The sequence below is a fragment of the Nocardia sp. NPDC060255 genome (assembly GCF_042727395.1).
Taxonomy (GTDB): Bacteria; Actinomycetota; Actinomycetes; order Mycobacteriales; family Mycobacteriaceae; genus Nocardia.
On sequence record NZ_JBHXAU010000037.1, the window covers coordinates 1 to 23,355 of the forward strand.

A 23,355-nucleotide genomic window follows, 5' to 3' on the forward strand; every position below is an offset into this window, starting at 1 on the left:
ACGCCACGGCTACCGCACCCCCGCCCAAGTCCTCGACCAGCTACTGTCGAACCCCGACAACCCTGTTGCATCGACCCCTTGAACCTGCCCGAGAGGCCAACAGCATCACTTCCTCGTGATCAATTGTCCAGCAACGCATCTCGCACTTGGGCCTGCCGAACCATGCTCGGAATCACCTGACCCGCACCCGATTCCAGGGATAGCGGTCCGGTGGTGCGGATACGGTGACCGTATGGAACAGGATGTGCGGGGACGTCATGCCCGGTCGTTCGGCGCAGCGGCGGGTGCGTATGCCGAGCATCGCCCGGACTATGCGTCGGCTGCTGTGCGGTGGGCGTTGGAGTCGGCGCCCGGCGCGCGGGTGCTGGATCTCGGGGCTGGGACCGGGAAGTTGACTGGCACGCTGGTTGCGCTGGGCGTCGATGTCATTGCGGTCGAGCCTGATCCGGCGATGCTGGCTCAGTTGCGTGGCGCGCTGCCCGCTGTTCAAGCCGTGGCGGGTAGTGCCGAGGTGATACCGCTGCCGGACGGGTCCGTCGATGCCGTGCTGGCCGGAAACGCCATGCACTGGTTCGACATGACCGTTGCGGGGCCCGAGATCGCCAGGGTCCTCGCACCCGGCGGCATCCTGGCTGGTCTGTGGAATGTCATGGACGATCGGGGCGACTGGGTTGCCGGGCTCGAGCGAGTCAGCGGACGCGCAGCCATCGGTCCGCGCGACACGTTCAGCAGTTGGCGCGCCGCGACGGCCAGCCTGCACCTGCCCGACACCGGCGCGGACGCCCGCTTCGGCTCGCCCGAACAGGCCGAATTCCCGCACGGGCAGCGTCGCACCGCTGAATCCCTGGTCGCAACAATCGCGACCCGCGCGGGAATGCTGGTCATGCCGGGGCCGGAACGCGAAGCCGCGCTCGGCCGGATCCGGGCTTACCTCGCGAGCCGACCCGAAACCGCCACCGGCGAATTCGTCCTCCCGATGCTGACCGGCGTACTGCGCACCCGACAGCCCTGAAAGCCGTTGCAGCCCTGAGCGAGAACTCGATCGGATGCGGCGAGTAGACAGCATACGAACTTCGTCGGGTCCGTGTTGGCGTGAGTCGCAACTTCAGTGACGAAGAGTCTGGCTGCTTTCACGATCGACGGCCCGGTCGCTCGCATACATGGGCAGCGGTCCGTCGGGACCACCGGTGAAGGAAAACTGCGGACGGATCGGCTTGGTGCTCGCCGCGTCCAGCCCGACGCGGTGGGCAATGGTCGCCAATGCGAGAACAGCTTCGGTATTGGCGAAGACGTGGGCTACACACATGCGTTTTCCGGCACCGAAGGGCACGGTGGCATGGCGTTGGGCGGGAGTCAGATTTTCGGTCAGGTAGCGGGTCGGGTCGTAGCTCTCGGGGTTCGGCCAGACTCCGCCGTGATGATGCAGGGCGTGCAGGCTGATCACGATGGTCGTACCTGCCCGAATCGGGAAATCGCCGAGCAGGTCATCGTTTTTCGCAACGCGAGCCAGTCCGACGACGGGCGGATACAGTCGCATGGACTCGGCCACAACGGCTTTCGTCCACGGTAGGGCATCCACGTCGTCGGCAGTGGGGAGGCGACCGCCGAGAACGTCGTCGAGTTCAGCGTGCAGGCGGGCGCGGGCATCGGGGTGTTCGGCGAGTAGTTTCCACGTCCAAGTGAGCGCGGTGGCGGTGGTTTCCATCCCGGCGCCGATGAATGTCATGAGCTCGTCGCGGATTTCGGCATCGGTGTAGCGATGCCCGGTCTCCGGATCGCACGCCGCCATGAGTAGCGCGAGCAGGTTGTCGCGGTGGGTGATCGCACCGCTGCGATGATCGGCGATGAGCTGATCGATCACCCGCTCGATGTGCCGCAGATCGGCGACCGTGCGCGGCGCGATAAGCCAACTGACAGCACGCATCGCACGCATGGGCAGGTCATGCCGGTTCGTGAGCTCGGCGAGCGCGCGCAGCCGACGAATGGGGGCCACCACGAACCCGAAGCCGAAGTAGCTCAGCATGCGGGCGAAGCTGATCGCCGACATCGGTCCGGTCAGGTCGACGCCGAACATGGTGCGGACGACGATATCGAGAGTGAGCCTGCTCATTTCGGCGTTCACGTCGACGGATGCCCCGTCGGCACCGAGCAACAGGATGCGCTCGGCGCAATCGCGGGCAGCGTCGGTGATCGGGCCCGCGAACGCGGCGATGTTACGTTTGCCGAACACTGGCTGCACCAGCCGCCGATTCTGTTGCCAGCGTTGCTCATTCAAGTCCGTGACCAAGCCACGCCCGAATGCCACGGCGAGCATGTCGTATTCCGCGCTCTTGGTGTAGTTGGCCTGGTTGGTGACCAGGATATGACGCGCCAGCTCCGGGCTGCGCACCGCGATGTAGCGCCGGAACGGCATGCGGGCCAACACGATATCGTCCCGGCCGGGGAGTCCGGCGCCGTAGAAGTCGGCGACGCTGCGGCTACGCCAGCGCGGCGCCACCTGAGCGGCAAACTTCCACGACTGCCACCAGGACACCTGGGTGTGATGCCAGCGCAGCAGCGCGGGCTGCCAGCGCGGCGGGTAGAGGGTCGGATCGGGCGTGATCGAACTTGTCGTCATAGTGAATCCCCTTGTTCACGTGGCCTTTTGTCGCAGCGTATGCCGATACCGCGGGGCAAACGTCCGCCGTTCGAAGGACACGGTGGTGCCCGATCCGGGCTATCGTCGAAGCATGACAGCGCGCGTCCCGGCGCCCGTGGGGTGGGAATTCTGGGTCAGGATATGGGCCGCCTACGTGGTGGGCGGCATCATCGCCACCGGCGTCCTCGTTGTCGTCTTGCGGCGCGAGTTCGCCGGGAACATGTGGACGAGTTTGGCGGCATTGGCAGGCTTGCTCGCCTGGTCGGCGCTGTTGGCGCCGCGCCGCAACAACCCGGAAGCGTTCTATCGCCGTACGGTGGACCGGAACTCGGTGCTGTTCGTGGCCGGCGTACTGGTGTTGTTTCTCGTTGCCGCCTGGTGGTCACCACAGGCCAACGCGGCCCTGATGGTGGTGTACGCGCTGATCTACATGGCGCTGCCGGTGCAGGCGGCGATATCAGTCGCCGTAGCGATCAGTCTCACGCCACTGGTCTACGCGCTCATAAGCCAGACGGATGTGCCGATGGGCCTGACGATCTCGCTGATCGCGGTGGTGTTCAACCCGGCGATCGGAGCGACGATCACGCTGGCCATCGACCGTGGTGAACAATTGGCTGTTCTACTGCACCAGCTCGAAAGCAGCCGCGCCGATGTCGCGCGCCTGTCCCACGAAGCCGGTATGGCGGCCGAACGGGCCCGCCTGGCACGGGAGATCCACGACACCCTCACCCAGGGTTTCACCGGCATCGCGGCGCTGGCACAGGCCGTGGACTCGGAGTTCGATGCGGATCCCGCTGCCGCGCGGGGTCATATCGCGCTGATCGAAGCCACCGCGCGGGAAAACCTGGTCGAGGCACGCACCATGGTCGAGGCCTTGACACCGGCCGAACTCGGCACCGGTCCGTTGGCCGAATCGGTGCGGCGGCGCTGTCGCAGGCTCGCCGACGAGACGGGTATCGAGGTGGTCGTGCAGCTGGATTCGACTGTGCCGCAGCTCGATACCGCCACCGAGGTGGTATTGCTGCGTGCCGTGCAGGAGGCGCTGACCAACGTGCGCAAACACGCCCACGCCGACAGCGTGCACGTCACACTCGGCCGAACCGACCTGGGCGTGCGACTGTCGGTGGCGGACAACGGAATCGGTTTCGACATCGATGACACCGACGGATTCGGCCTGCCCGGCCTGTACAGCCGGGCGCGGGAGATCGGCGCGACCGTCATGGTCACCAGCGGCTCGAGCATCGGCACCCGGGTGGACATCGTGGTGCCTGCGTGATCACCGTCCTGCTGGTCGACGACCATCCGGTAGTGCGGGAGGGTCTGCGCGGAATGCTGTCCCGGGAAGCCGATCTCGCTGTTGTCGGCGAGGCGGCCGGTGGGACGGAGGCCGTGACGGTGGCAACCGCGCTGCGGCCCGACGTGGTACTGATGGACCTGCGGATGCCCGATGTCGACGGCGCCGCGGCGACCGAACAGATCCTGGCAGCCTGCCCCGACACCCGAGTGGTTGTCCTCACCACCTACGAGACCCACGCCGACATCGTGCGCGCGGTGGCGGCCGGGGCCTGCGGATATCTGCTGAAGGGCAGCTCACGCGCCGAACTCGCCGCGGCGGTGCGCGCGGCCGCCCGCGGCGAGACCGTGCTCGCGCCGACGGTCAGCGCACGGCTGCACCCCCGACGACAGCACCCGCGCGTGGTGCTGTCGGCCCGCGAGGTGGAGGTTCTCGGTCACGTCGCGCACGGACTGACCAACGCCGAGATCGGTCGGCTCCTGCACATCAGCGAGACAACCGTGAAAACCCACCTGCAGCGAGCGTTCACGAAACTCGACGTCTCCGACCGCACCGCCGCCGTTACGGCGGCCCTGGCACAGGGACTGCTCGCGACACCGTGAGCCCACCCTGTCGCCCGATCACGATCGTCAGATTGCCGGAGCTTCACGAGTTCGGCTGTCACACTGGAGGATTGTCGATCTGTTCGCGGAGGATGTCGCCGTGGCCCGCGTGCCTGGCGAACTCTTGGATCATGAGGAGCAGGGTCCAGCGCATGCTGACGGTGCCCTCGCGGGGATTGTCTTTGGTGTCGTCGAGGGCGAAATTTGATGCGATCTCTCGTGATCGTTGACTTGCGCGTTCGAACTCGGCGATGACGTCGGCCAGGGACTCGTTGTCGGTGACGGCGAAGGTGCCCAGGTCGCGGCGGGAGTAGCCGTCACATTCGGATTCGTCGAGTCCGGCCCAGAAGCGTTGGAACCAGATGCGTTCCGCGGCGGCGGCGTGCTTGAGCAGTGAAATCGGTGTTGTCAGTGACACGACGAGTCGTCGGCGGGCGTCAGCTTCGGACAGGCCGCGGGCGGTGTCGATCAGCGCTCGGCGGTTGCGGTCGAGCCTGTCCTCGATGATCGCTCGCTCGGGGCCGATGGTAATTGGGTTGGTACTCATGGGATTTCACTCCAATCGTCAGGTAGTTGAGGTTCGTGACGGTCGCCTGACTGGCACAGGGCAGCGATCGGTCTCGGGAGAGGGAGAATCGTACGGCGTCAGGGAACGACCGGGGAGAATGGAGCATTCGATTCGCTCATCGCACGGAGTGTGACAACGCGGGCCGATGTCGATACCGGCCAGAAGGCTACTGCCTGGGGCCACTATATGCCGGAGTGCGTGACAAGTGAAGAGCATTGCAGTGGTGGAACATCCGCAAGCTCCGCTTTCAGCCGCCCAGCTGGACCGCACGGCGTACGTCGTCGACGTAGGCCTCGGGCTGCTCCCAGGCCGCAAAGTGGCCACCAGCTTGGTGTTCCACATAGTCGCGAAGGTTCAGGAATGCTTCGGCGTAGCTTCGCGGCTCCGGTTTGATGTCTCGCGGGAACACGGAAAGCACTGTCGGCGTATCGATTCGGTCGGGCAGGGTGACCGGTTCGGTGTAGGTGGCGAACGAGGTGCCGATCGTGCCGGTGACCCAGTAGGCGGTGACCCAGGTGAGCAGCTCGTCCACGGTGAAGGCCGACTCGTCGGACCAGGACTCCAGTTTCTCGACGAGCCACGCCGCGAGGCCGGCCGGTGAGTCGCCGAGGGCGACGGCGAGCGTGTTGGGCCGCGTCGACTGTTCCGCGATGTACCCGCCCTCGGTCCGGAACCACTGTGCCGACCGGTCGAGATAGGCCACCGCGTCCGGCGCGAGCGCTGCCTGGTCCGCCGTGAGCGCACGCAGCGGGGCAAGGTTCGTGAGGTGCAGGGCAGCGACCCGGTCCGGGTGTGCGGCAGCGAGGATTTCCGCGACGGTGCCGCCCACGTCGCCGCCGGACACCGTGTATCGCGAGTAGCCGAGCTCAGCCAGCGCGTCCGCGACGATCGCGGCGATCCGGTTGACCGACATGCCGGGCATGCTGAGCGGAGCCGCGAACGGGAAGCCCGGCAGCGCGGGAACCACGACGTGCATGTCGGCGAGCAACGGCAGGACGCGCTCGAACCGCAACACCGAGTCGGGCCAGCCGTGCAGCAGCACGACAACCGGGGCACCGGGATCCGCGGACCGCTGGTGGATCACCCGCAGCTCGGTGTCGCCCGCCTGCACTGTCGCCCAAGGGAACTCGTTGATGCGGCGCTCGTGCACGCCCCAGTCGTACCCGTCCGCCCAGCGCTCGAGCAGTTCGTCGAGGCGAGTGGCGCGGATGCCGCGCGTCCGGTCCTCACGCCACGGGGTCGTGACACGTCGCGTCCGCTGAAGTCGTGCCTGCATCTCAGTCATGTGTACGAGCGTACACATGGATGTGTATGCTCGTACACATGACTTTGCGCAATGCGGCAGCCACCCGGCAGCGGATCCTGGAGCACGCGCAACACCAGTTCGCGAAGCACGGATACACGGCGATCACGGTCAAGGGCGTGGCCGACGCGGCAGGCGTGTCACCGAACCTCATCACGCGCTATTTCGGCGGCAAGGACGGCCTTTTCCTGGCGGCGACCCAGGTGGCGCTCCCGGTCGCGAACTCCTTCGACGGCGACCGTGCCACGCTGGGTTCGCGCCTCGCGGCGAGCATCGTCCAGCGCTGGTTCGGCGAATCCGGGCAGGATCCGCTGCTCGTGCTGCAACGCGCGTCCGGCGAACGCCCGGAGGCGGCCGAGGCGCTCGCCGCCTTCCTCGACACCAACTCGCTGGAGCCGCTGCACCGCCACCTGCGCGACAGCGGCCTGGACGACGCGGACGCCCGCAGCCGAGCCGCCGCGATCGACGCCTTCGTGCTCGGCGTCTCGACCCGCCGCCGAGTCCTGCGTGCCGAACTCGGCGACCCCGCCGATCTCGAATCCTGGCTCAGCGCAACCATCCAACGCCTCGCCGACGGATGACGCGCCGTCAGCCGATTTCCTCGGCCAGCCCGACGATGATGCCCTCGGGCCCGCGGACGTAGCAGAGCCGAAAGATATTCTCGTAGTTCTCGATCGCGCCGACGAGTTCGGCGCCATGGGCGCGCAGACGGGAGACGACGTCATCGATGTCGTCGACGGCGAACATGATGCGCCGAATGCCCAGCGTGTTCGCCGGTGCGTTCTTCGGCTCCGCGCTGATCGCCTGGGGCGTGTGGAACTGCGCCAACTCGACCTTGCCGGGGGCGCCGGGAATCCGCAGCATCGCGACGTCCTGCCGGACATCGTCGACTCCGATTATCCGTTCCACCCAACGTCCCTCGACCGGCCCCTTGTTCTCCAGCTCCATCCCGAGCTCGACGAAGAACGCAATAACAGCGTCGATGTCCTCGACCACGATGAGAACGTTGTCCATCCGCTTGATCGCCACAGCCCTATCTCCTTTGCTAGCGGGTTCGGTGCGACTGTAATGACGAGCGGCGAGAAGGAAACTCATCGTCGGGCGATTGTGACGCTGATCGGGTCGGCCATACCGCGACGGCCGGCCGATCGCGCGCCCCGGGCTCATCGACTGGACGAACCCTGCTGGTCGTAGGCTGCTGATGTCTCTCGGACCGCGGCGGCAACGGCTCGGAAATCCTTGCGCAGGATGTGCGAGTGGTTGCTCGGGACCTTCGCGCTGACCTGGAGGTTGGGGTTGCGGGCGAGGACGGGATCGAGGGAGGCGCGCGCCGCTTCCATTTCCTCCTGGCCGCCGCCGAGGTTGGCGCCGGTGGCCAGGACGTAGCGCATCGGGCAGGTCACCCGATCGAGGACCGGCGCGAGGGCGGCATGGAGTTCGTTGGCCTCGATGTTGATGTCGGCGTGCTGCTCGGCGCTCATCCGTGCGGCCAGGCCGAGCGGGCGGGCCAGCGGCAGCAGAAAACGCATCTGGTGGAACAACTTTCGGATCCGCTCGCGACCTTCCGCGCCGGTCAAGCCGTACGGCAGCGCGCCGTCCATGGACACCACGCCGAGCACGCGGCCGGGATTGCGCTCGGCCCAGTGCGCCGCGAGCAACGCGCCGTAGGACCAGCCGACGAGGATCGGCCGGTCGACGCCGGTCGCCGCGAGGACGGCATCGATGTCTCGCAGGCACGCCTCGAACGAATAGTCCGCCGACCGCTTCGATTTGCCGCGGGCCCGCTCGTCGAAGCTGATGTGCCGGTAGTCATTACCGAGTTCGGTGATGACAGGACGCCACGGCCGCCGGTCGGCATAGGAGCCGTTGAGATAGATGATCGGACGGCCGGGCCCACGGGTGTCGGTCACCGACAGTGCGGTGTCTTCGACCGGCACCAGGCCGGTCCAGGTCGAGTTGGTCGAGTCGTTCGCTGCGCTGTTCATGGGAACACTGTCGCGAGCCCGGCTGACACCGGCCTGACGTTGACCTGACACGCCCGCTGACATGATGTTCGCCCTGGGACATCCAGTCGCGTAGCCGCTCGAACGCCTCGGCGATATTCACCGGCCCGGCGTCGAGGTCGGGCCACTGTCATCCGAATTCCCCTGTCGCACAACGGGTCTTGCAGGATCGACTAGAAGGGCGCGGGTACGTCGACGGTCAGCTCGGACGGGGTGGGGTTGGTGCTCACCTGAACCACGACGCGGCCCGAACCGTCGAGGGAGAAGAAGGCGGCGTTCCATCCGTAATGGCCGTCGTACTGGGTTGACCGGGTATCCGTCATGCTCGCGCCCGTATCCAGATTGCGCATCGTGACCGTCGCGGGGATCGCGCAGTCGTTGCGGCCACCCGGCGCGGCGGACAGCGAGCCGAACGGACTGCTGACGGGGTCGGGTTTGAAATTCACCGTCACCCGTGCCGAGCTATCGATGAAATCCGCGAACTCGCGCGCTTGTTGCCCCTGACTGGTCGACACCTCGGCGGTGACCGTTCCCGAACACCCGGGCCCGCCGTCGATGTGCGCCGGTTCAAAGGTCACCGAGTCCGCGGCCGCCGGACCAGCGGAGATGACGAACACGACCATCGGAAGGGCCGATACTGCCGCAAACTTCAGAACGCCTCGCATGATGACTCCCGTCGTTGCGCGGATCTGCGGTGTACCGACCATCCCCGCAGACTCAGCAATCATCTGGCAAAGTTTCACGCTAGCAGAGTGAATCCGACACCACTACCTCGCGCGAAGAACGCCCGCGATCGAGCAAGCCGCCGGTATCGACATCAGCGAGATCGTGGTGCGACCGACCGCAGGTCTGACCGGCAGGGGCAGCTATTGCACCAAGCTATGCGCGGGCTTGCAGCCAGGTCACGATGGCGGAAACGGCCTCCGGATCCAGGCGGGCGTCGTCGGCGTTGTAGCCGGCCGCGACCTGGGCCTGAACCAGCTCCGAACGTGGTCGCGGCTCATGTTTGAGCACGTGATTCGCGTCCTCAGGGAACAGGAACGTCACGTTCTCGCGTCCCTCCGCCGCACGCTGCAGTGGCCCGCCGTCGGCCTGCCAGTCCACCTGGATGTCCTTCTTGCCGATGACGACGAGAACGGGCACGCTCACCCGGCCGAGCGGGGCCGCCGCATCAGCTGTCCACAACTCGCGAGCGAAGGGCAGGTTGGCCGGGTTTTCCAGGGAGCGCAGGATGTTCGTAACGTCTTCGGGGAGAGCGGGATCCGGGGCACTCGGCTCCCCCGCCAGAAACCGCGTGATCGACGCGTCATACAAGTCGAGTAGCTCCGCGCCGTGCGGGACAGCCGCCGCTTGCTCGGCCAACTGCGACCGAGCGACATCGCCGACGGCTCGGCCCGGGGCACCGGTGAGAACCAGCCCGGCGAACGGGATTTCAGGATCGGACAGCGCGTAGTTGAGAACGTGCAGCGTCCCCTCACTGTTGCCCAGTCCGAAGATCCGATCACCGCGGACGTAGTCCTCGGCCGCGAGGGCGTGCACCGCGCCGACCAGCTCGTCGAGGTGACTCTGCATGCTCAGCTTGCCGATCAGCAGCGGAATGGTCTCTCGCACATGGGGTCCCGATGCGCGCTTGTCGTAGCGCAACGAGGCGATGCCCGCCTGCGCGAGGGCCTCCGCCAGCAGTCGGCCGCTGCCGTTGGTTCCGGGCAGGAGGGGTGAGGTCCAGTCGCGGTCGGTGGGACCGCTACCGGCCACGAACACCACACCGGGGAACGGGCCGGGGCCGTCGGGCCGCACCAGCGTCCCGTACACGGCGGTCGGTCCGAGCGGCCAGCTGACCTCGTGGCTCTGCACGCTCGTATCGTATGCCCCGGGCAGCCCGACGGACCGCTGCTGGAGCGGCGGAATCGGTGGCGATTGTCGCGGCGTTCGCAGCGTGATGCACCTGAGCATGCTCCGATCCCTCGAACACCGGATAGACTCATATTCGGAACGCCGCTCCGAATATGCGGCAAGTTTATCCGAGAAGCCGTGACCGGCAGGAAGGGAGTGCCGCGTGAGTGCGCTCGACGAGACACTGCCGACGACCACGAAGCGCGCGGACGCCCAGCGCAACGAGAAAGCCCTGCTCGATGCCGCCGCGTCGGTCTTCGTCACCGACGGCGTGGACGCACCCGTACGCCGGATCGCCACCGCCGCGGGCGTTGGTATGGGCACGATCTACCGCCACTTCCCCACCCGCGCGGACCTCGTCGTGGCCGTCTTCCGGCACCAGGTCGACGCCTGCGCCGAAGCCGGGCCCACCCTGCTCGCGTCCACACCGTCCCCGTTCACCGCGCTCGGCAAATGGGTGGATCTGTTCGCGGACTTCCTGGCCACCAAGCACGGCCTCGCCGCGACGATGCGCAACGACGCCGAGGCCTTCAGCACCCTGCACGCACTCTTCGTCGATCGCCTCGTGCCGGTGCTCGACGACATCCTCACCGCCGCACGGAACGCGGGCGAGATCACCGCCGATTTCACCGCCTACCAACTGCTCCGAGCGATCGGCGACATCTGCGCGGGCGCGGAAATGATGGACGCACAATACGATTCGCGCCTCACCATTCGACTGCTTCTCAACGGATGCCGGTAAGGCTCCAACCTCGCTGAAGCCGTAAAGCCGAGCCCAACTCTCAGCGTCTAGGGCCAGGCTCCAACCTCGCTCGAGCCGTGGAGTTGCGCCCCACTCTCAGCGTCGGCGCAACACCCGCCAGAGGACGAACACACTGAGCGCGATCAAGGCGGCGGCAGGCACCGGCCGGCGGCGTGCCGTGGCGGCGAGCGAGCGGACTTGTCCCGCAACGGGTTCGGATACGGCGGGCGCGACGCGTTCGGCGGCGACACGGGCCTGCACGGTCGCCTGATCGGTCAGGTCGGCGGCTCGCCGAATCGACGCTGCCGCCTTTTCCCTTGCCGCCGTAGTCTTTTCCTCGGATATCCGCCGCCCCGCAGCGGACGCGGCCGCCGTGTCGCGTGATTCCTCAGCTGCCTTCGCTTCCGCCCGTCGCGCCACTTCGGCGGCCTTCTCCTCGGCGATCCGACGCACTTCCGCGGTCTTCTCCGCCGCGAGATGCTCGGCTTCTGCCGCCTTTTCGCGGACAGCGTCGGCTACCTCGGTGAATCTGTCGTGCTCCGGGTGTTCTGCTGGGCTCATCATTTCCTCCTGTCCGCTGACGTCGCGTGTTCGTCAGCGTCACTGCGCTTTTCGGCGTCCTCGTCGAGCATCGCGCGAGTGTCGCGTGGTGGCAGGAAAGGTTCCTCGTCGGGCGGCATCCCCTGTTCGATGCGCCGACCGCGGGCGAGTTCGGCATCGAATTCCGCGCCGAGCAGCACCGCGACATTGGAGATCCACAGCCACACCAGAAAGACCGCGACGCCGCCGAGCGATCCGTAAACCTTGTTGTACGAACCGAAATTAGCGACGTAGACGGCGAATCCGGCCGAGGCGGCGATCCACAACAGCACGGCGAGCACACTGCCCGGACTGAGCCAGCGGAAGCCGGGTTGCTGCGCGTTCGGCGCGGCCCAGTACAGCAACGCGAACAACAGGCTGACCAGCACCGCGAGCACCGGCCATTTCGCGATGTCCCACACCAGGACTCCGGCCGACCCGACGCCGAGCCACCGCCCGAGCCGTTCGGCGACCGCGCCCGTGGCCACCACTCCGATGGCGCACAACGCCAGCAACGCCACGATCGCCGCGGTCAAGCCGATGCGCACCGGAACGGTCTGCCAGATCGGCCGACCCTCTTTGGTGTCATAGATCGTATTGGCGGCCCGCATGAAAGCCGCCGTGTATCCCGAGGCCGTCCAAAAGGCCGTGGCCAGACCGATAATCGCCAACGGCCCCGACAATTGCCGGGCGTCTTGCAACTGGTTGATCGAGTCGACGAGCAGCGCGGTGCCGCTGCCGGGCCCGATCTCTCGAATGGTGTCGACCAGTGACTGCGTGGCGGACGGACCGAGCGCTCCCAAGATCGCGGTGAGCACGATGAGGCCGGGAAAGATCGACAGCACGCTGTAATAGGTAAGCGCCGCAGCCCAATCCGAGAGGTTGTCGTCGAGGAACTCCGTCACGGTCCGCCGCAGCACACCCCACCACGACCGCCAGCGCAGCACCGACGGCCCGCTCGACCAGTCCACCAGCCGGTGTACGCGCCGCGCCACGGCCTGCTTCGGCATCCCCGTCACCTCCCGATCGGGGAGCGAATACCCGGGGGCCGAGCAGGCAAACGCGACGAGCTACAGCTTGCGAACCATTTCGAATTCGACCCGGGGTTCGTCCGGCCGGACGAGACCGCTCACGCCGGTGCGCACGAATCCGTTTCGCAGGTACAGCCGTTCGGCCACCGCGTTCCCCTCGGCGAACTCCAACCACACCGCGGTGTGCCCGCCCGCGACAGCCCAATCGAGGACGGTGCGCACGAGCAGATCGGCAACCCCGGTACCCCGCGCCTCGGGTGCCACCCACATCGAAATCAGATGCACACCACCACGTTCCGGGTCGGGCATACCGGCAACCGTGCCGAGCTCAGCCCCCTCGGCACTGGCGATGAACTGCGCCCGATTCGCCAGCGCCGCCCGCCAATCCGCCTCGGTGCGGGCCTGCGCTTCCGCCAGTGTCGAACCGAAGAACTGCGGACTGTCGGTCAGCGTCCGTAATCGAATCCGCCGGAACACGTCCCATTCGTCGGCGGTCAACAGCCGGATGTCGATCGTCGATAAGCTCACCCGCCTTTTCTACTTGCCAGGCGACTGCCAGCGCAAACACTTTTGGCGGGGGACCGAATTGTGCTACCCCCTGGACGAATTCGCCGCGGCCGCGCTGCGTGAGCAGGCGACCGCGGCGAATCCTGACCTCGAACTAGATGGGCTGGAAGCCGGCCCCGACGCCGCCCTGGGCGTTGATCGCGGCGAGGATCACCACGATGGGCTGGAAGAAGGCCGGCGAGTGCACGGGGTTGGCCGCGTTGGTGCACGGCACGTCGAAGCCGACCGGGCCGAGCCCGGTGAGCCGTCCCTGATTCATGCCGACCAGCCGGTCGCCGACGACGACCGGACCGCCGGAATCGCCTGGCTTGGAGCAGTATTGGTTGATGCTGGTGCCTTCCAGCTCGCCCCACACCACGCCACAGTCGGTGCCGGTGGTACGACCGCTGGAGCACACCGTGGCGCCGGGGCCCGGCGCGTCGGCGATGCCCGCGATGGTGGTCGGGCCGACGGTGCGCACCGGGGTGACCTTCGCCGGATCCAGTTCCAGCACGGCGTAGTCCAGGCCCTTGCCGTCATCGGAGTACGCGACGGTGCCAAGCACGCCGGCCTGCGGCGTGCGCTCGGAGATCAGCCGAGCACCGGTGGGCGCGCAGTGGCCCGCGGTGATGCCGACGAGCCTGCCCGCGCCGTCGTGACCGATCGCGGTCAGCGAACACACGGAGTCGTTGTCGAACGCGATGCCGGAGCTGCCGCCGAGCACCGCGGTGGGTGCCGCCGACGCGGTGCCGGCGGCACCGGCGATCACGGACGCGATGGCCGCCGTCGCGAGCGCCATCGATCTGAATTTCGTTGTCACTTCTCTCCTTTTCGAAAAAGTGAGCACGGCATTACCGTGCTCACCAGGACCGGGGAGGGAACCGCCCCCGACACAATCTGCGGTCGCCGGATCAGCAAGCGAAAACGCCTGCGCAGAGAATCATCGACGCCGGTTATCCGCTGGCTAACTCAGCATTGACAGGGGATGGGCGGGTCCACAACACATCTGTGCGCTGTGCCACAACAGATGGGCACTCGTGACCTGAGCCACACGGCTCCGGGTCGACCCGGAAAAGCGTTCGCCCGAACTGACTTTCACCCTCACCCACCCCAGCTGCGGCCGTTTTGCCCGGCCGACGAGACTCAACTGTTATACGCTGCCCAACCACCGTGCGCGAATCCAGACGGAAACCACCAGGCCCCGGACTCACGACCGACTACCTCATCCTGGGCAGATGGTGGCAGCACAGGATGACCGGCGCCGAGCATCAGGCGACGGGCAGGTGAACACGAACGGTCGAATAGCCGACTGTTAGACGGCCTTAAATGCGTTGAAGCAGTGGGTGATCCGCCTGCTACAGGTACGACGTGTCGTTCACCAGACGCACGGACGAACCGCCGTCGGGATAGAACTCCGCGATCGACAGCGACGCCAGATCCAGATGCAGCCGATACAGCAGTGACGGCCCGACACCGAGCGCCAGCTGCAGCAACGTCTTGATCGGCGTCACGTGGCTGACCACCACGAGGTTCGCGCCCGGATACAGCCCGACCAGGTCGCGGCGGACCGCGTCCACCCGCTCCCGCACCTGGTCGAAGCTCTCCCCGCCGGGGGCGGGCAGCGACGGATCACCGAGCCAGCGGGCATGCAGTTCCGGATCGCGTTCGGCGGCCTCGGCGAAGCTCAGCCCCTCCCAGTCGCCGAAGTCGGTCTCGATGAGCCCGTCCAGCACGGTGAGCGGCGCGTCCAGCGCGGTGGCTGCGGCCTCGGCGGTATCGCGGGCCCGGCCCAGCGGCGACGTCAGCACGGCGGCGATATTGCCTTTGGCGGCAAGCATTTTCGCGGCGCGCGCGGCCTGTTCCTGGCCGAGTTCGGTCAGCGGCGGGTTGCCGCGACCCGAATAGCGGCGCTGCACCGAGAGTTCGGTCTGACCGTGGCGCAGGAGCAGCAGCCGAGTCGGGCGACCGGTGGCACCGGTCCAGCCCGGTGCGGGCTGCGCCGCGACGGCCGAAGCGACCGGGTCCGGACGAACCGGTGCGGCCGTGGGCTTTTCGGCCTCGCGGGCGGTGCGCACCTCGTCGACCAGGGTGCCGTCGTCCATCGCCTCGTTCGCGAGGCGGTCGGCGTGCGAGTTCTCGGCGCGCGGAATCCAGGTGAAGCTCACCCGCTCGAAACCCGCGACGAGCCTGCGGGCCCGGTCGGCGAGCGGAATCATGGCCGCGTGCTTGACCTTCCAGCGGCCGGACATCTGCTCGACGACCAGCTTGGAATCCATTCGCACCGTGACGATCTGGGCGCCGAGCTCGGCGGACGCCTCCAAACCGGCGATGAGGCCACGGTATTCGGCGACATTGTTGGTGGCGATGCCGATGAACTCGCGGCGTTCGGCGAGCACCCGCACATGGTCGGCGGCGAAGACGACCGAGCCGTAACCCGCCGGTCCCGGGTTACCCCGCGAACCGCCGTCGGCCTCGACGATCACCTCGCGCTCGGTCACCGCGGCACCCGCCTCGGGCGAGCGCTCACAGCCCCGATTCCTTGGTGCGCACCAGGATCGCGCCGCATTCCGGGCAGCGCACGACCAGTTCCGGGGCGGTCTTCGCGATCCTGGCGATCTCGCCACGGTCCAGCTCGATCCGGCACGCGCCGCAGCGCCGCGCCTGCAGCAGCGCCGCGCCGACACCGTGCTGGGCACTCTGCCGGTCGTAGATCGCCATCAGGTCGGCCGGGAACAGCGAGATCAGCTTGGACCGGTCGGCTTCGCAACGGCCCTGGGCCACCTCGAGATCGGCCAGCGCCTCGCCGCGCTGGGTCAGCGCGTCGGCGAGTTCCTGCTCGGTCTTGTCCAGCCGGGCGCCCGCGTGCTGGTAGTCGTCGGCGGAGGCCTCGCGCTGCTCCATCACCTCGAGCAGTTCGTCCTCGAGCACCGAGCGCCTGCGCTCCAGGCTGCCGAGTTCGTGCTGGATCTCCGAAAGCTGTTTGGCGTTCACCGATCCGGCGGTCAGCATGCCCTTGTCGCGCTCCTCGCGCTTGCGGACGGCCTCGACCTCGCCTTCCAGCTTGCGGATGTCGCGGTCGAGGTCGTCCAGCATGATCTGCACGGCGACGGCGGCATCCTTGTGCGCGTTACGCTCGGCCTCCAGCCGGTCCACCTCCTGCTGTTCGGGCAGCACGGTGCGGCGGTGCGCGATCCGATTCAGCTCGGCGTCGACAGCGGCGAGCTGTAGCAGCTTGGCCTGGGTCGGTGGTTCGACATTCAACGCGGACAAACTCCTGAACACTATGGATTGGGGTCGGTGTTCAACCGTACCCCGCCGACCCGGCCGCGCTGACCGACGCCGCTCCAATCGGTGTGGACGAAGCGGTTGCCCGGGCGTGGCCGCGCTGTCGGCCCGGTCAGGAGCTCGAGGTCAGGCGGGTGCGCGGGTTTTGATGGCGTCCCTGGAGACGAAGACGTCGTATTCACCGGGTACCGCGATCACCGCGTTGCCGTAGGCCGAGCGCACGAACGGCTCGGTCCACCACCGGCCCTTCGTCATGTCGTTGAAGAAGTCCTGGTCGCCGTCGTTGAGGAAGATCTGGTGCTGGGTGGGCGACACGCCGTCCAGGCGCTGGCCGTACAACCGGCTGATCTTGTATCCGGAGTGGAAGCCGAGCGCGTTCACCCAGGGTTCCAGTTCGACGATGCCGGCCTGCAGCACCCACATGTCGCCCTCGACCTGGTACTTCAGGTGCTGGTCGTCGTGGTGGTCGTCGCCGTAGAGGGTGAGGTCGACATCGAGCAGATGTTCCTGCCCGGCCACCGGCTTGGCCACCACGTGCGCCGCCTTGATTTCTCCGGTCAAGCCGAGATAGGTCTGCAGCAGCGTGGCCAGCCAGAGCAGCAGCACCGCGACCAGTACCAGCACCAGGCCGCTGCCGCCGCGTGCGATCAGCGCCCGTGGCCCGATCCGGCGCGCCCGCACCAGCCCGGAGATGAGCAGCGCGAAGCCGACCAGGATGATCACGATCAACCCGATCTGCGCTGGGCCGAAGTTCACCGGGAAATTCATGCGGTAGTTGTACCCCCGGAACGCCGGTCGACTCGCGGAAACAGTCCACCGCACATACCAATCCGGCAGACACGCCCCGACACGCCGAAGCGGAGGTATGGTCGCGGAGTCAAAGTTCGATACTTCGGGGGTTTTCCGTGTTGATCTGGGGTTGGCGTCAATATGTGACGCGGCTGGCCGTACTCACCTTGGTGTGCGGACGTTGCGGTAATCCGGCGGCGCACACACTGCACAAACTGGTCACCAAGTTCACGCTGTTCTTCATCCCGCTGATCCCGTTGAGCACCAAGCATTCCCTGCAGTGCACGTGGTGCGGTGCCGAGTCGAATCTCGCGCAACAGCAGGTCACCGAGCTGCTCGGTCAGGCCCAGGCCCAGAACATGCAGGGAGCGCAGCAGCCGATGGATCAGTCGTGGCAGGGGCAGCCGCCGCGCAACTACTGACGTCGGCTGGACGCAACTCTTGAAAGCATCGGCGTGCGACACGGCCGGACCATGTCGAGCGGTCGCCGGGATCGCTCGGTCAGCACCAGGTCGAGATACGAGTCTCCAGGTCGGCAAGCCGACCCGGACGACCCGGTCTGACTACGCGCAACTCTCGAAATCAGCTCGGCGCGCTGACCGTCCACGGATCCGTCCGCTGCGTCGAGATGCGCGTTTCCAGGTCGGGCAGACCGTCGCGGACAATCCGTTCTGCCTGTGCGCACCAAGGGAATTCGGTGGCCCAGTGTGCGGCATCGATGAGGGCGGGACCGCCCTTGCGGAGATGTTCGTCGACCGGGTGATGGCGCAGGTCTGAGGTGACGTAGGCGTCGACGCCGCGGCGAGCCACCGCGTCCAGGTAGGAATCACCGGCGCCGCCGCAGACGGCCACCGTATAGATGGTGCGGTCCGGGTCGCCCGCCGCACGGACACCCCAGGTGGTCGGCGGTAGGGCCGCGGCGACTCGATCGGTGAAGGCGCGCAACGACTCCGGTGCCGCCAGCGTACCGACGCGGCCGATGCCGACCGCCGAGGGCAGCGGGGCGCGTTCGGTGATGTGGTACGCCGGGTCCTCGTAGGGGTGCGCGGCGCGCAGCGCGGCAAGGATGGCGGAGCGGGCGGCGGGCGGCGCGATCACCTCGAGCCGGTCCTCGTCGACCTGCTGGAGCTCGCCGAGCGCGCCGATGGCCGGATTCGCTTGCGCCATCGGCCGGAACTGGCCCACCGCCGGCACCCGGAGCGCACAGTCACGATAGTCACCACTGCCGCCCGCACCGGCGGCGAACAAAGCCGCGAGCACCGCATCGGTGTGTGCACGTGGCACCTGCACCACCCAGTTATCCACGGGTGCTTCCGGTTTCGCATCGATCGGACCGGTAACGGCGAGACCGAGCGCGGCCGCCAGCGCGTCGGAGACGCCGGGATCGGCCGAGTCCGCGTTGGTGTGCGCAGTGAACAAGGCACATCCGGAACGGATAAGCCGATGCAGCAGTGCGCCTTTCGGAGTGTCCGCCGCGACCGTGTCCACACCACGCAACAACAACGGGTGATGCACCACCAAAGCCTGTGCCCGCCAATCGATCGCCTCATCGACGACCCCGGCCGTCGCATCGACCGCGAACAACACCCGGGTGACCGCCTCGCCCGGATCACCGGCAACCAGTCCCACTGAGTCCCACGACTCAGCCAACTTCGGCGGATACGCCGCGTCGAGCACCTCGATGAGATCCGCCAACGTAGTCATCGTTCACCCTCCTCAGATTCAGTCATGCACTGTCGCAAGGGTTTCGCTTGCCGCGCTGCACACCCAGATATACGTCGCGGCAGAATTCGAGAGCGACCCGCATGCCGTCCGACGGCTGCACACGACCGATGCTGACGACAAGCCGCACTGACCGGACGGTCGCACCCGAAGCCCGCTGATATCTCCACCGCGCGCGATCAACCCGACACGCCTCCGCCACTCGCGCACACCGCGATCGAGGTCCCGGCCACCTTCGATCACAGGCCCTGAGATCGGCCCATCCCCCTCGGCGGCCGCGCACACTGCCGCTCCCAGGTGATCCGGCCCGGGGCCGAAGCAAGACTCGGCACGACGCCTCGGCTCACGCGCATCATGATCGCGGCCACCTGTGATCACCACAGGTCCGCCGTTCGAATCGCAGCGATCAACTCATCCACCTCGGCGGTTCCGCGCACTGCCACACGCAGGTGGTTCGGGCCGAGACCGGGGAAGGTGTCGGCGCGGCGGACGGCTATACCCTTGTCTGCCAAGTGTTTTCGGAGTAGTTCGCCGTCGGGGACGTGGAGCAGCAGGAACGGGGCCTCGGCTGGGGTGTGCACGTGGATGCCGAGTTCGGTCAGGCGATCGATCATTGCGCTGCGTTCGGCGGCGATGACCTCGGCGCGCTGTTGTTCTTCGGCGACCGCGGCGGGTTCGGCGGTGGCGGTGATCGCCTCCAACTGGAGGGTGCCGAGGGGCCAGTGGGCTCGGCCGTGATTCAGGCGGGCCAGCAGTTCGGGGGGACCGAGGACGTAGCCGCAGCGGAGTCCGGCGAGCGCCCAGGTTTTGGTGAGGCTGCGCAAGACGAGTACGTCGGGGGCGGTGAATCCGGCGAGCGAGGCCGGCTCTCCCGGTACCGCGTCGGCGAAGGCTTCGTCGACCACGATGATCCGGCCTGGTGTACGCAGTGCGCGGATGGTTTCGGCGGGGTGCAGTACCGAGGTCGGGTTGGTCGGGTTGCCGAGCACCACCAAGTCGGCCTCAGCGGGAACGGCCATCGGGTCGAGGGTGTACGGCGGCTCCAGCAGCACCCTGGTCACCGCGACGCCTGCCTCGCGCAGCGCGAGTTCGGGTTCGGTGAAAGACGGGTGGATGACGGCGGCCAGGCGCGGCGCGAGGCGCGGCAGCATGGCGAATCCCTCGGCGGCCCCGGCCAGCAGCAAGACCTCGTCCGGACTGCGGCCGTGCCGGGCGGCGACCGCACGCCGAGCGGTGCGATCTTCCTCGGCGCTCGGGTATCGCCCGAGCGAGTCCAGCCGGGCCGCGAGCCGGCGCCGCAGCCAGTCCGGCGGCGCGCTGCCCTGCACGTTCACCGCGAAGTCGAGCATCCCCGGGCGCGCGTCCACGTCGCCGTGGTGGCGCAGTTTCGCGGGATCGACGCTGTCCTCGGGCACGAGATCACACCCTACGTGGCGGCCCCGTAGGTCGACCGGCCAGAATGGCTGTCGTGGGTGAGCTGCATGTCTCGTTTATCTGTACGGGCAACATCTGCCGTTCGCCGATGGCGGAGAAGATCTTCGCGACGCATCTGTCCCGCGCGGGACTGGCCGATCGGGTGCGGGTGAGCAGCGCGGGCACCGGTGCGTGGCACGTCGGCGACGACGCGGACCGGCGCACCAACGCGACCCTGCGCAAGTACGGCTATCCGACCGGGCATGTCGCCGCGGCCCTCGGTGCCGACCATCGCGACGCCGATCTGCTGATCGCGCTGGACACCTCGCACGAGCGTGAACTGGCTCGGCTCGGGGTGCCATCCGACCGGCGCAGGCTGCTGCGCAGTTTCGACCCGGCCGCCGATGGGCCCGACGTGCCCGACCCCTACTACGGCGACTCCGCCGACTTCGAATTGGTCCGGGATCAGATCGAGGCGGCGATGCCCGGGCTGCTCGACTGGGTGCGCGCAGAGCTCGGCGAGCCCGTGCCCGGCAGGCGCGGCTGATGCGCAAGCTGACCTTCCTGCTGCGGCCGAGCTGGGTGATCCTCGCTGCGGTGGTCGCTGTGTTCGCCTACCTGTGCTTCACGGTGCTGGCACCGTGGCAGCTCGGCAAGAACACCAGCACCTCGCACCGCAACCAGCTCATCGCCGACTCGGTGGACGCCGCGCCGATCGACATCACCACCGTCCTAGGCAGCTCCGCCGCGGACGACTCACACACCGAATGGCGCAAAGTGACCGCCTCCGGCAGCTACCTGCCGGACTCGACCGTGCTGGTCCGGCTGCGCCATCTCGACGGTGCCCCGGGCTATTCCGTGCTCACCACGTTCCGGCTGGACGACGGACGCCTCCTGCTCATCGACCGCGGACTGGTCGCGGCGGTAGACGGCTCCCGTCCGCCGCCGATCCCCGACCCGCCCGCCGGAACCCAGCGCCTCGAGGCCAGAGTCCGGATGTCCGAGGGCATCACGCCCGGCAAGGACCCGTCGATCCAAGACGGCTACCGGCAGGTGTACTCGATCGACACCACCCAGGAAGCGGCGTTCCTGCAGCAGCCGCTGACCCCGATCCCCACCGGCGAACGCGGCGGCTACCTCCAACTCGACGAAAACCAGCCCGGTGTCTTCACCCCCACCCCCCTCCCCCAACTCGACGCGGGCCCCTACCTCTCCTACGGCCTCCAATGGCTCGCCTTCGGCATCATGGCGCCCCTCGGCCTCGGCTACTTCCTGTACGCCGAGATCCGCGAGCGCCGCCGGGAAAAAGCAGGCACCCCAACCAAACCCGCCGAATCGGTGCCCGCGGAATCCTCAGCATCCGAATCCACCCCCGCCACACCACCTCCCGCCGCTGCCGCACCGAACACCGAAGCGCGCCTAGCAGACCGCTACGGCCGCGGCCGCGACTGACTAGTCCTCCGGTATCGCGACCGCTCAGCGCTCCACCTAACTGCACCCTCGAGTGTCGTGCCACGCTGCGGCGATCGAACCGCCACCACCGCACCTCCGGGCGCTTTCGTACCGAAGCGCTCCTGGCGGAGCCGCATCTGCGGCCGCGACTGACCACCTTTGGTCTGGCGCCTTATTCATCGACCACCGCGCGGCCGTCGCGACCGATGCCAACTGTACGGTCGGCGAACTGGGCCATTCGGTGGGCACGATCGCTCAATCGCCGCGGCCGCTAATCCTTTCGGTCACAGCGGCTACGAGTCGTGTGGCGGCCCAACAAACTTCGCGATCATCCGCGGTCTAGCGCCTGGCGATCGCCCACAGCGCTGCCACCAGGGCTGAGGCCAGTTGCACGGACTCCGACATGTGTACGGCGCGATGGAGATCCGCGACCGTTGGGGCGGGGCCGTCGCCGAGGGTGGGGCGGAGTTCGGTGCCGTGACGGTACTGGGTGCGGCCGCCGAGGCGGACGCCGAGGGCGCCGGCCATCGAGGCCTCGACTACGCCCGCGTTGGGGCTGGGATGTTTCGCGGCGTCGCGGCGCCAGGCGTGCAGAGCTGCGGCGCGGCGGCCGCCGACGAGCGGGGCGAGGGCGACGGTGAGCAGGCCGGTGAGGCGGGCGGGGAGGAGGTTGGCCAGGTCGTCGGTACGGGCTGCGGCCCAACCGAAGTGGCGGTAGCGGTCGTTGCGGTAGCCGATCATGGCGTCGAGGGTGTTGATCGCGCGATAGCCGAGTAGGCCGGGCACGCCGGCGATCGCGCCCCAGACCAGCGGGGCCACCGTCGCGTCGGAGGTGTTCTCGGCGATGGATTCCAGTGCGGCACGGGCTAATCCGTCGGCGTCGAGCACCTCGGGATCGCGGCCGCACAGCGAGGGAAGCAGGGCACGCGCGCCGTCCAGGTCGCCTGCCTCGAGCCGGTCGGCCATCGCGCTACCCGCCTTCGCCAGGCTGTGGCCGCCGAGCACCGTCCAGGTAGCCAGCGCGGTCGCGGGCAGTCCGAGCCCGCGCACCCCGACACCCAACCCGACCACCCCACCCACCAGCAGCACCTCGTGCAGCACCCCCGCACTGCGCCGATCGTCATACGTCACCGATTCGAGCGCACTTGCCGCCGAACCGAATCCGGCCACCGGATGCCACCGCCGCGGATCCCCCAGCACCCGATCGAGCGCAAAACCGAGCAGCAATCCAGCCGCGGTCGAGGTCCCCTTGTGCACCCGCCGAGCCTATCCGCTCCCGCCACCCGAACAACCGCCACCGCACACATGGTGGCGCTCCCCCTCGAACGATGCCGCCACTATGTTCCGGCTTGCGACGCCGGACGGACTTCCGTGCGCGACTAACCCCGCGCACACTCCGGTGAGCCGCGCACGAAATTGCCTGCCGCTTCATGCGCGCCGCGCCAACTCATGCGCGGCGGGCGAATCGGGCGGGTTTCCTGGGTGAGCGGTCGGG

General features: G+C 67.7%; 25 protein-coding genes. 8 read left to right on the plus strand and 17 right to left on the minus strand.

Annotation, left to right across the window (positions count from 1 at the left end):
• The first annotated feature begins 232 nt into the window (after positions 1-232).
• On the plus strand, positions 233-1,012 hold the full coding sequence (locus ACFWF1_RS40360) for a class I SAM-dependent methyltransferase (protein WP_379291755.1): 780 nt from the start codon (positions 233-235) through the stop codon (positions 1,010-1,012).
• 93 nt (positions 1,013-1,105) lie between these two features.
• On the opposite strand, the gene ACFWF1_RS40365 is transcribed toward ACFWF1_RS40360, so the two are convergent.
• Positions 1,106-2,617, minus strand: a complete 1,512-nt coding sequence (locus ACFWF1_RS40365) for a cytochrome P450 (RefSeq protein WP_379291753.1) — start codon at positions 2,615-2,617, stop codon at positions 1,106-1,108.
• Positions 2,618-2,729: 112 nt separating this feature from the next.
• Between ACFWF1_RS40365 and ACFWF1_RS40370 the strand changes: the two genes are divergently transcribed.
• Entirely contained in the window at positions 2,730-3,914 is a 1,185-nt protein-coding gene (locus tag ACFWF1_RS40370) for a sensor histidine kinase (RefSeq protein ID WP_379291751.1), read from the plus strand.
• Positions 3,911-4,534, plus strand: coding sequence for a response regulator transcription factor (locus tag ACFWF1_RS40375; protein ID WP_379291749.1), 624 nt, complete (start codon positions 3,911-3,913; stop codon positions 4,532-4,534). The genes ACFWF1_RS40370 and ACFWF1_RS40375 overlap by 4 nt, the downstream gene beginning before the upstream one ends.
• A gap of 58 nt (positions 4,535-4,592) precedes the next feature.
• On the opposite strand, the gene ACFWF1_RS40380 is transcribed toward ACFWF1_RS40375, so the two are convergent.
• Complete coding sequence (locus tag ACFWF1_RS40380) at positions 4,593-5,081, minus strand: DinB family protein (protein ID WP_379291747.1); 489 nt, start codon at positions 5,079-5,081, stop codon at positions 4,593-4,595.
• A gap of 268 nt (positions 5,082-5,349) precedes the next feature.
• A complete protein-coding gene (locus tag ACFWF1_RS40385; RefSeq protein ID WP_379291746.1) occupies positions 5,350-6,387 on the minus strand; it encodes an epoxide hydrolase family protein in 1,038 nt (345 codons plus the stop codon).
• Positions 6,388-6,425: 38 nt separating this feature from the next.
• On the opposite strand from ACFWF1_RS40385, the gene ACFWF1_RS40390 reads away from it, so the two are divergent.
• On the plus strand, positions 6,426-6,986 hold the full coding sequence (locus ACFWF1_RS40390; protein ID WP_379291744.1) for a TetR/AcrR family transcriptional regulator: 561 nt from the start codon (positions 6,426-6,428) through the stop codon (positions 6,984-6,986).
• A 7-nt stretch (positions 6,987-6,993) separates the two neighbouring features.
• On the opposite strand, the gene ACFWF1_RS40395 is transcribed toward ACFWF1_RS40390, so the two are convergent.
• From ACFWF1_RS40395 to ACFWF1_RS40410, 4 genes are all read right to left on the minus strand, one after another.
• On the minus strand, positions 6,994-7,434 hold the full coding sequence (locus ACFWF1_RS40395) for a VOC family protein (RefSeq protein WP_379291742.1): 441 nt from the start codon (positions 7,432-7,434) through the stop codon (positions 6,994-6,996).
• 134 nt (positions 7,435-7,568) lie between these two features.
• Positions 7,569-8,390, minus strand: a complete 822-nt coding sequence (locus ACFWF1_RS40400) for an alpha/beta fold hydrolase (protein ID WP_379291740.1) — start codon at positions 8,388-8,390, stop codon at positions 7,569-7,571.
• Positions 8,391-8,581: 191 nt separating this feature from the next.
• Positions 8,582-9,151 (minus strand): hypothetical protein, encoded by a 570-nt coding sequence (locus ACFWF1_RS40405; RefSeq protein ID WP_379291739.1) that lies wholly within the window; start codon positions 9,149-9,151, stop codon positions 8,582-8,584.
• 136 nt (positions 9,152-9,287) lie between these two features.
• Positions 9,288-10,262, minus strand: a complete 975-nt coding sequence (locus ACFWF1_RS40410; RefSeq protein ID WP_379291737.1) for an alpha/beta hydrolase family protein — start codon at positions 10,260-10,262, stop codon at positions 9,288-9,290.
• A gap of 202 nt (positions 10,263-10,464) precedes the next feature.
• Between ACFWF1_RS40410 and ACFWF1_RS40415 the strand changes: the two genes are divergently transcribed.
• Positions 10,465-11,043 (plus strand): TetR/AcrR family transcriptional regulator, encoded by a 579-nt coding sequence (locus tag ACFWF1_RS40415; protein WP_379291736.1) that lies wholly within the window; start codon positions 10,465-10,467, stop codon positions 11,041-11,043.
• A 96-nt stretch (positions 11,044-11,139) separates the two neighbouring features.
• Here the strand turns inward: ACFWF1_RS40415 and ACFWF1_RS40420 are convergent, their stop codons facing one another.
• The 7 genes from ACFWF1_RS40420 to ACFWF1_RS40450 form a co-directional block, all read right to left on the minus strand.
• On the minus strand, positions 11,140-11,604 hold the full coding sequence (locus ACFWF1_RS40420; protein ID WP_379291734.1) for a hypothetical protein: 465 nt from the start codon (positions 11,602-11,604) through the stop codon (positions 11,140-11,142).
• Positions 11,604-12,632, minus strand: a complete 1,029-nt coding sequence (locus ACFWF1_RS40425; RefSeq protein ID WP_379291733.1) for a YihY/virulence factor BrkB family protein — start codon at positions 12,630-12,632, stop codon at positions 11,604-11,606. Before ACFWF1_RS40425 ends, ACFWF1_RS40420 begins: the two co-directional genes overlap by 1 nt.
• 60 nt (positions 12,633-12,692) lie before the next feature.
• On the minus strand, positions 12,693-13,181 hold the full coding sequence (locus tag ACFWF1_RS40430) for a GNAT family N-acetyltransferase (RefSeq protein WP_379291731.1): 489 nt from the start codon (positions 13,179-13,181) through the stop codon (positions 12,693-12,695).
• A 133-nt stretch (positions 13,182-13,314) separates the two neighbouring features.
• Positions 13,315-14,019, minus strand: a complete 705-nt coding sequence (locus ACFWF1_RS40435) for a S1 family peptidase (protein WP_379291729.1) — start codon at positions 14,017-14,019, stop codon at positions 13,315-13,317.
• A 535-nt stretch (positions 14,020-14,554) separates the two neighbouring features.
• Positions 14,555-15,697 carry a bifunctional RNase H/acid phosphatase gene (locus ACFWF1_RS40440; RefSeq protein ID WP_379291727.1) on the minus strand — a complete coding sequence of 381 codons (1,143 nt, stop codon included), beginning with the start codon at positions 15,695-15,697 and terminating at the stop codon, positions 14,555-14,557.
• A 25-nt stretch (positions 15,698-15,722) separates the two neighbouring features.
• Complete coding sequence (locus tag ACFWF1_RS40445) at positions 15,723-16,460, minus strand: zinc ribbon domain-containing protein (protein ID WP_379291757.1); 738 nt, start codon at positions 16,458-16,460, stop codon at positions 15,723-15,725.
• A 150-nt stretch (positions 16,461-16,610) separates the two neighbouring features.
• The gene (locus ACFWF1_RS40450; RefSeq protein ID WP_379291725.1) at positions 16,611-17,252 is read right to left on the minus strand and encodes a hypothetical protein; all 642 of its coding nucleotides are present in this window, start codon (positions 17,250-17,252) and stop codon (positions 16,611-16,613) included.
• Between the two features lie 164 nt (positions 17,253-17,416).
• On the opposite strand from ACFWF1_RS40450, the gene ACFWF1_RS40455 reads away from it, so the two are divergent.
• Complete coding sequence (locus ACFWF1_RS40455; RefSeq protein WP_379291724.1) at positions 17,417-17,695, plus strand: hypothetical protein; 279 nt, start codon at positions 17,417-17,419, stop codon at positions 17,693-17,695.
• Between the two features lie 160 nt (positions 17,696-17,855).
• Here the strand turns inward: ACFWF1_RS40455 and ACFWF1_RS40460 are convergent, their stop codons facing one another.
• Positions 17,856-18,977: a Nif3-like dinuclear metal center hexameric protein gene (locus ACFWF1_RS40460; RefSeq protein ID WP_379291722.1), complete on the minus strand. Its 1,122-nt coding sequence runs from the start codon at positions 18,975-18,977 to the stop codon at positions 17,856-17,858.
• Positions 18,978-19,369: 392 nt separating this feature from the next.
• Positions 19,370-20,410 (minus strand): Rv2231c family pyridoxal phosphate-dependent protein CobC, encoded by a 1,041-nt coding sequence (gene cobC, locus ACFWF1_RS40465; protein ID WP_379291720.1) that lies wholly within the window; start codon positions 20,408-20,410, stop codon positions 19,370-19,372.
• Between the two features lie 44 nt (positions 20,411-20,454).
• Here cobC and ACFWF1_RS40470 point away from each other — a divergent pair, with 44 nt between their 5' ends.
• Positions 20,455-20,955, plus strand: coding sequence for a low molecular weight protein-tyrosine-phosphatase (locus tag ACFWF1_RS40470; RefSeq protein ID WP_379291718.1), 501 nt, complete (start codon positions 20,455-20,457; stop codon positions 20,953-20,955).
• Complete coding sequence (locus ACFWF1_RS40475) at positions 20,955-21,860, plus strand: SURF1 family protein (RefSeq protein WP_379291717.1); 906 nt, start codon at positions 20,955-20,957, stop codon at positions 21,858-21,860. The genes ACFWF1_RS40470 and ACFWF1_RS40475 overlap by 1 nt, the downstream gene beginning before the upstream one ends.
• A gap of 339 nt (positions 21,861-22,199) precedes the next feature.
• Here the strand turns inward: ACFWF1_RS40475 and ACFWF1_RS40480 are convergent, their stop codons facing one another.
• A complete protein-coding gene (locus ACFWF1_RS40480; protein WP_379291715.1) occupies positions 22,200-23,117 on the minus strand; it encodes a cobalamin biosynthesis protein in 918 nt (305 codons plus the stop codon).
• Positions 23,118-23,355 lie beyond the last annotated feature (238 nt).

What these genes read in the sequence shown, in the direction of transcription:
- ACFWF1_RS40470 (WP_379291718.1), top strand. Translation starts at nt 20,455, where the DNA reads ATGGCTGTCGTGGGTGAGCTGCATGTCTCGTTTATCTGTACGGGCAAC.
- ACFWF1_RS40460 (WP_379291722.1), bottom strand. Translation starts at nt 18,977, where the DNA reads ATGACTACGTTGGCGGATCTCATCGAGGTGCTCGACGCGGCGTATCCG.
- ACFWF1_RS40425 (WP_379291733.1), bottom strand. Translation starts at nt 12,632, where the DNA reads ATGCCGAAGCAGGCCGTGGCGCGGCGCGTACACCGGCTGGTGGACTGG.
- ACFWF1_RS40380 (WP_379291747.1), bottom strand. Translation starts at nt 5,081, where the DNA reads ATGAGTACCAACCCAATTACCATCGGCCCCGAGCGAGCGATCATCGAG.
- ACFWF1_RS40450 (WP_379291725.1), bottom strand. Translation starts at nt 17,252, where the DNA reads ATGAATTTCCCGGTGAACTTCGGCCCAGCGCAGATCGGGTTGATCGTG.
- ACFWF1_RS40365 (WP_379291753.1), bottom strand. Translation starts at nt 2,617, where the DNA reads ATGACGACAAGTTCGATCACGCCCGATCCGACCCTCTACCCGCCGCGC.
- ACFWF1_RS40370 (WP_379291751.1), top strand. Translation starts at nt 2,730, where the DNA reads ATGACAGCGCGCGTCCCGGCGCCCGTGGGGTGGGAATTCTGGGTCAGG.
- ACFWF1_RS40390 (WP_379291744.1), top strand. Translation starts at nt 6,426, where the DNA reads ATGACTTTGCGCAATGCGGCAGCCACCCGGCAGCGGATCCTGGAGCAC.
- ACFWF1_RS40400 (WP_379291740.1), bottom strand. Translation starts at nt 8,390, where the DNA reads ATGAACAGCGCAGCGAACGACTCGACCAACTCGACCTGGACCGGCCTG.
- ACFWF1_RS40475 (WP_379291717.1), top strand. Translation starts at nt 20,955, where the DNA reads ATGCGCAAGCTGACCTTCCTGCTGCGGCCGAGCTGGGTGATCCTCGCT.
- ACFWF1_RS40385 (WP_379291746.1), bottom strand. Translation starts at nt 6,387, where the DNA reads ATGACTGAGATGCAGGCACGACTTCAGCGGACGCGACGTGTCACGACC.
- ACFWF1_RS40360 (WP_379291755.1), top strand. Translation starts at nt 233, where the DNA reads ATGGAACAGGATGTGCGGGGACGTCATGCCCGGTCGTTCGGCGCAGCG.
- ACFWF1_RS40420 (WP_379291734.1), bottom strand. Translation starts at nt 11,604, where the DNA reads ATGAGCCCAGCAGAACACCCGGAGCACGACAGATTCACCGAGGTAGCC.